Source organism: Saccharopolyspora sp. (genome assembly GCF_017434145.1).
GTDB classification, from domain to species: Bacteria; Actinomycetota; Actinomycetes; order Mycobacteriales; family Pseudonocardiaceae; genus Saccharopolyspora_C; species Saccharopolyspora_C galaxeae.
On record NZ_JAFRFW010000436.1, the window covers coordinates 1 to 5,236 of the forward strand.

The following is a 5,236-nucleotide window of genomic DNA, read 5'->3' on the forward strand; positions in this document are numbered from 1 at the left end:
CGGGCCTTGTCCACCGCCAGGCTATCGACCGCCGCGGGGGCCGGGCGTCCACCGCGGGTGTGGGTGTCGGTTCGATCTCACGCCGATGACCATGCCCGCGGCGATGACTAGGGTGGCTACGGCCCGGCCGCAGGACCACCCGAAGGCCGGACTACTATCCGCAGACGGCAGCGATCGTTCCGGGCGCAGGCCGCGAGGTCGTCACCCGGCGCGCCGCCGACGATGCGCCGACCCGACCGGGTCGGGCGGTCCCGCAGGCGGGTCCGCGCAATCACGAGGAACTGTGCAGGAGGCACCGTGACGGCCGTCGCGCCAGAGCCGATAGCCACGCGCCCCTATCCGGTGCGCAAAACGGTCAAGGGGTCGTTCCTGGCGCGGATGCTCCGCACCACCGACCACAAGCAGATCGGCATCCTCTACCTCGTCACCTCGATCGCCTTCTTCATCGTGGGCGGGCTGATGGCGATGCTGATCCGCGGGGAGCTGGCCACGCCGGGGCTGCAGTTCCTGTCCCAGGAGCAGTACAACCAGCTGTTCACGATGCACGGCACGATCATGCTGCTGCTGTACGCGACGCCGATCCTGTTCGGCTTCGCGAACGTGATCCTGCCGCTGCAGATCGGCTCGCCGGACGTGGCGTTCCCGCGGCTGAACGCCTTCTCCTACTGGCTTTACCTGTTCGGTGGGCTGATGGTCGTCAGCGGCTTCCTGCTGCCCGGCGGTGCGGCCGACTTCGGCTGGTTCGCCTACACGCCGCTGTCCGACGCGATGCACTCGCCGGGCCACGGTGCCGACTTCTGGATCGCCGGGCTGGTGGTCTCCGGGCTGGGCACCATTCTCGGCGGCGTCAACATGGTCACCACGGTGGTGTGCCTGCGCGCGCCCGGCATGACCATGTTCCGGATGCCGATCTTCACCTGGAACATCCTGGTGACCAGCATCCTGATCCTGCTGGCGTTCCCGATCCTGACCGCGGCGCTGATGGGCCTGATGGCCGACCGGCACCTGGGTGCGCACGTGTTCGACCCGGCCAACGGCGGGACGATCCTGTACCAGCACCTGTTCTGGTTCTTCGGGCACCCCGAGGTCTACATCGTGGCGCTGCCGTTCTTCGGCATCGTCTCGGAGATCTTCCCGGTGTTCAGCCGCAAGCCGCTGTTCGGCTACAACGGCCTGGTGTACGCGACGCTGGGCATCGCGGCGCTGTCGGTGGTGGTGTGGGCGCACCACATGTACGCGACCGGCGCGGTGCTGCTGCCGTTCTTCTCGTTCACCACGTTCCTGATCGCCATCCCGACCGGCATGAAGTTCTTCAACTGGATCGGCACCATGTGGCGCGGCCAGTTGACCTTCGAATCACCGATGATCTTCAGCATCGGCTTCCTGGTGACGTTCCTGTTCGGCGGCCTGACCGGTGTGCTGCTGGCCGCGCCGCCGCTGGACTTCCACGTCTCGGACACCTACTTCGTGGTGGCGCACTTCCACTACGTGCTCTACGGCACGATCGTGTTCGCGACCTTCGCCGGGATCTACTTCTGGTTCCCGAAGATGACCGGCCGGATGATGGACGAGCGGCTGGGCAAGCTGCACTTCTGGCTCACCTTCATCGGCTTCCACACCACGTTCCTGGTGCAGCACTGGCTGGGCAACGAGGGCATGGTCCGGCGCTACGCGGACTACCTGGAATCCGACGGGTTCACCGGGCTGAACATGCTCTCCACGGTGGGCGCGTTCATCCTCGGCGCCTCGATGCTTCCGTTCCTGTGGAACGTGTTCAAGAGCTACCGCTACGGCGAGATCGTCTCGGTCGACGACCCGTGGGGTTACGGCAACTCGCTGGAGTGGGCCACCTCGTGCCCGCCGCCGCGGCACAACTTCACCGAACTGCCCCGGATCCGGTCCGAGCGCCCGGCGTTCGAGCTGCACTACCCGCACGTCGCGGAGCGGATGCGGCTGGAGGGCCACGTGGGCCTCACCGGCAAACCGCTGTCGCACGCGGCGGCCCCGACGGAGAAGGCCGCGCAGGCCATCGTCCCGCCGGAGCAGGGCGGCGACCGCGACTCCAGGGAGAAGTAGCGCGAAAAAGCAACGTGATGTGCGCGCTAGTCCCGGACCGCACACCTGTGCAAGGGTCGGACTGGCTCAGCTGACGAAACCCCGGCGGGCCGCTGAGGCTCGCCGGGGTTTCTCGTGTTCCCACCGGAAAGGAGTGCCGGCAGCCGTGAGCACGCCGAACCCCACCACCGTGTTGATCACAGTGACCGGGAAGGACAAGCCGGGCGTCACGTCCGTGCTGTTCGCCGCCCTCACCGCGCACGGGGTGGACATCGTCGACGTCGAGCAGGTCGTGATCCGCGGCAGGCTCGTGCTCGGGGTGCTGGTCTCCACCGAGCGCGACCCCGAGCACCTGCAGGAGGCCGTGGAGCAGGCGATGGCCACCGTCGGCATGAGCGTCGACGTGGAGATCGGCGCGCGCGACGGCGATCCGGCGAAGCTGGAGTCCACGCACGTCGTGGTCGTGCTCGGGCATCCGGTTTCGGCGCGCAGCTTCACCGAGGTCTCCCGCAGGCTCGCCGAGCTGGGCGTGAACATCGACGGCATCCGGCGGGTCGCGGACTACCCGGTGACGGGGCTGGAGTTGCAGGTCACCGCGCCGGACCTGAGCGAGCAGACCGGTGCGGCGCTGACCACCGCGATGGGCGACCTCTCCGCAGGCCTCGGCGTCGATGTGGCGGTGGAACGCGCCGGGCTGACCCGCCGCGCCAAGCGGCTGGTCGTGTTCGACGTGGATTCCACGCTGATCCAGGGCGAAGTCATCGAGATGCTGGCCGCGAAGGCCGGCTGCGAGCAAGCCGTCCGCGAGGTCACCGAGCGCGCGATGCGCGGCGAGCTGGACTTCGCCGAGTCGCTGCGGGAGCGCTGCAAGGTGCTGGCGGGGCTGCCCGCCTCGGTGCTGGACGAGGTGGCCGCCGAGCTGGAGCTCACTCCCGGTGCCCGCACGACGGTGCGCACGCTGCGCAGGCTGGGTTTCCACACCGGCGTCGTCTCCGGCGGGTTCAGCCAGATCGTCGATCACCTGGTGGACGAGCTGGGGCTGGACTTCAGCGCGGCGAACGAGCTGGAGGTCGTGGACGGCAAGCTCACCGGCCGGGTGCTCGGCGAGATCGTGGACCGGCCGGGCAAGGCCCGCGCGTTGCAGCGGTTCGCCGACGAGTTCGGAGTGCCGAACGGGCAGTGCGTGGCGGTCGGGGACGGTGCGAACGACATCGACATGCTCTCCGCGGCCGGGCTCGGCGTGGCGTTCAACGCGAAACCGGCGCTGCGCGAGGTGGCCGACACCGCGCTGTCGCACCCGTTCCTGGACGCGGTGCTGTTCGTGCTGGGCGTGACGCGCGCCGAGGTGGAGGTCGCCGACGCCGAGGACGGTGTGCTGCGCCGCGTTCCGCTGGAGGCGTGAGCACCTCGGGCGTACCGGGCCGGCTCCGCGCAATCCGCCTCCAGCGGAAGGCGCGGCTCACGGCCGCAGGATCGCGGGCAGCGTGCGGTGGCCGTTCGAGATGAACGAATCGCCGGCCGGGCGGGTTTCGCCGTGCCGGTGATGTCCGGGAACCGCGCGAAGATCGCCGGTAGCGCGACTTCCGCTTCGAGCCGCGCCAGCGGGGCACCGAGGCAGTAGTGCGGCCCGTGCCCGAACGCGAGGTGCGCGTCGGGTTGTCTGCCGGGGTCGAATTCGTCGGCATCGGTGTGGTGGTCCGGGTGCCGGTTCGCTGCCAGCAAACCGGCCATGATCGGTTCACCTGGGGCGATCGTGCCGCCGCCGGGCAGGTCGATGTCCTCGGTGGCGAAGCGCATCGGCAGGTTGGCCAGCGGTGGCTGCCAGCGCAGCGATTCCTCGACGACGGCGGTCCAGCTCACTTCGCCCGCGGTGATCCGCTCCCGCACCTGCGGCCGCGCCAGCAGTGCCGCTGCTGCATCCGCCGCATGCGCAACCGGCGACCGGGTGGCTTCGTTGAGGAGATCAGGTGGTGGCGAATCAGCGCTTGGGAGGAACCGTGGACGAGGAATCGATCCGGATCGAGGCCGCACCCGACTTGGTGTGGGCGCTGCTCGCGGACGTCACGCGGATGCCGGAGTGGAGCCCGAACCTGCGCCGCTGCGCCTGGCGCGGTGCGGAACGACGCGCGGTCCCCGGCGCCCGGTTCACCGGTTTCAACCGCCTCGGACCGCTGACCGTGCCGATGCCGAACGTCGTGGAACGGGCCGAGCCCGCGCAGGAGTTCTCGTTCCGCACCGGTTTGCACAACACGCTGTGGCGCTACGTGCTCAGCACGGACGGCGCGGGCACTGTCGTGACCGAACAGCGGGACACGTCCGCGACGCGGCATTGGCTGATGCGGCCGATGTACGGGATCGCGGGCGGTCGCGAGAAGTTCGCCGAGTCCTTCCGCGAGGGCATGCGCGAAACCCTCCGCGGCCTGAAAGCGGCCGCCGAGCGCTGAGTCCGGTGCCCCCGGCCCCGGCCGTCCCGTGCGCAGCGGACAATCGGGGACGTGCTCGACGCCGCTGTGTTCGATCCGCTGCTGACCAGGTACGCCTCGTGGCTGGCGATGCCGACCGAGTCGACCGCCGACACCTCGGACGAAGATCCCGAGCAGGTCGTGCTGATGCCGATGGTGCTGCGGATCGAGCGCAACGATCCGCCGCCGCGCACGGCGCTGCTGGAAGCCGCGGCCGCGGCCGCGCTCGGCGTGTGCCTGGACGAGCGCTCGAAGACGGGCGGGGAGTGGCACGAGCCGGTGCACCGCTGGATCTCCGGGCGCATCCGCAAGGTGGCGCGGCGAGCTCGCGGTTCGCATTGGGCCGCGGTGCAGGAGCTGCCGGGCCGCACCTTCGAGGTCGGCGGTGCCGAGGTGCGCGCGTTCCTGCCGACGCGGGTCGCGGACATGCCGAAGGAACTCACCCGGCTGCAGATCTCCGGTAGCGAGCTGGAGGTGGATGAGCCGGGGCCGCCGCCCGCCGGTGCGCCGGTGCTGTGGCTGAACCCGGAAGTCCCGATGAGCGCGGGCAAAGCTGCTGCGCAGGTGGGGCACGCGACGATGTTCCTGGCCGCGTTGCTGCACGGTTCCGGGCGGGACGAGGAACTCGAGTCCTGGTTCGCCGCCGGGCTGCCGTGCGCCGTGCGCACCGCCGACGCCCGGACGTGGGCGCGCTTGGACCCCGGCGGCGATCCCGGGGC

At 70.0% G+C, this 5,236-nt stretch carries 4 protein-coding genes and 1 pseudogene; 4 read left to right on the forward strand and 1 reads right to left on the reverse strand.

Translation table 11 applies throughout. The features are described 5' to 3' along the window. Positions 1-297: 297 nt before the first annotated feature. Both ctaD and serB read left to right on the forward strand, forming a co-directional pair. The gene (ctaD, locus tag IJH84_RS11980) at positions 298-2,076 is read left to right on the forward strand and encodes a cytochrome c oxidase subunit I (protein WP_295144109.1); all 1,779 of its coding nucleotides are present in this window, start codon (positions 298-300) and stop codon (positions 2,074-2,076) included. A gap of 145 nt (positions 2,077-2,221) precedes the next feature. Next, positions 2,222-3,457: a phosphoserine phosphatase SerB gene (gene serB / locus IJH84_RS11985; protein ID WP_295144112.1), complete on the forward strand. Its 1,236-nt coding sequence runs from the start codon at positions 2,222-2,224 to the stop codon at positions 3,455-3,457. Positions 3,458-3,666: 209 nt separating this feature from the next. Here serB and IJH84_RS29270 read toward each other — a convergent pair. Continuing rightward, positions 3,667-3,852, reverse strand: a pseudogene (locus IJH84_RS29270) (cytochrome P450); the annotation flags it as partial. 173 nt (positions 3,853-4,025) lie between these two features. Between IJH84_RS29270 and IJH84_RS11990 the strand changes: the two are divergent. After that, positions 4,026-4,499 (forward strand): SRPBCC family protein, encoded by a 474-nt coding sequence (locus IJH84_RS11990; protein ID WP_295144114.1) that lies wholly within the window; start codon positions 4,026-4,028, stop codon positions 4,497-4,499. 108 nt (positions 4,500-4,607) lie between these two features. Further along, positions 4,608-5,236 (forward strand): peptidyl-tRNA hydrolase (locus IJH84_RS11995; protein WP_295144116.1); only part of this gene is annotated, 629 nt, incomplete at its 3' end.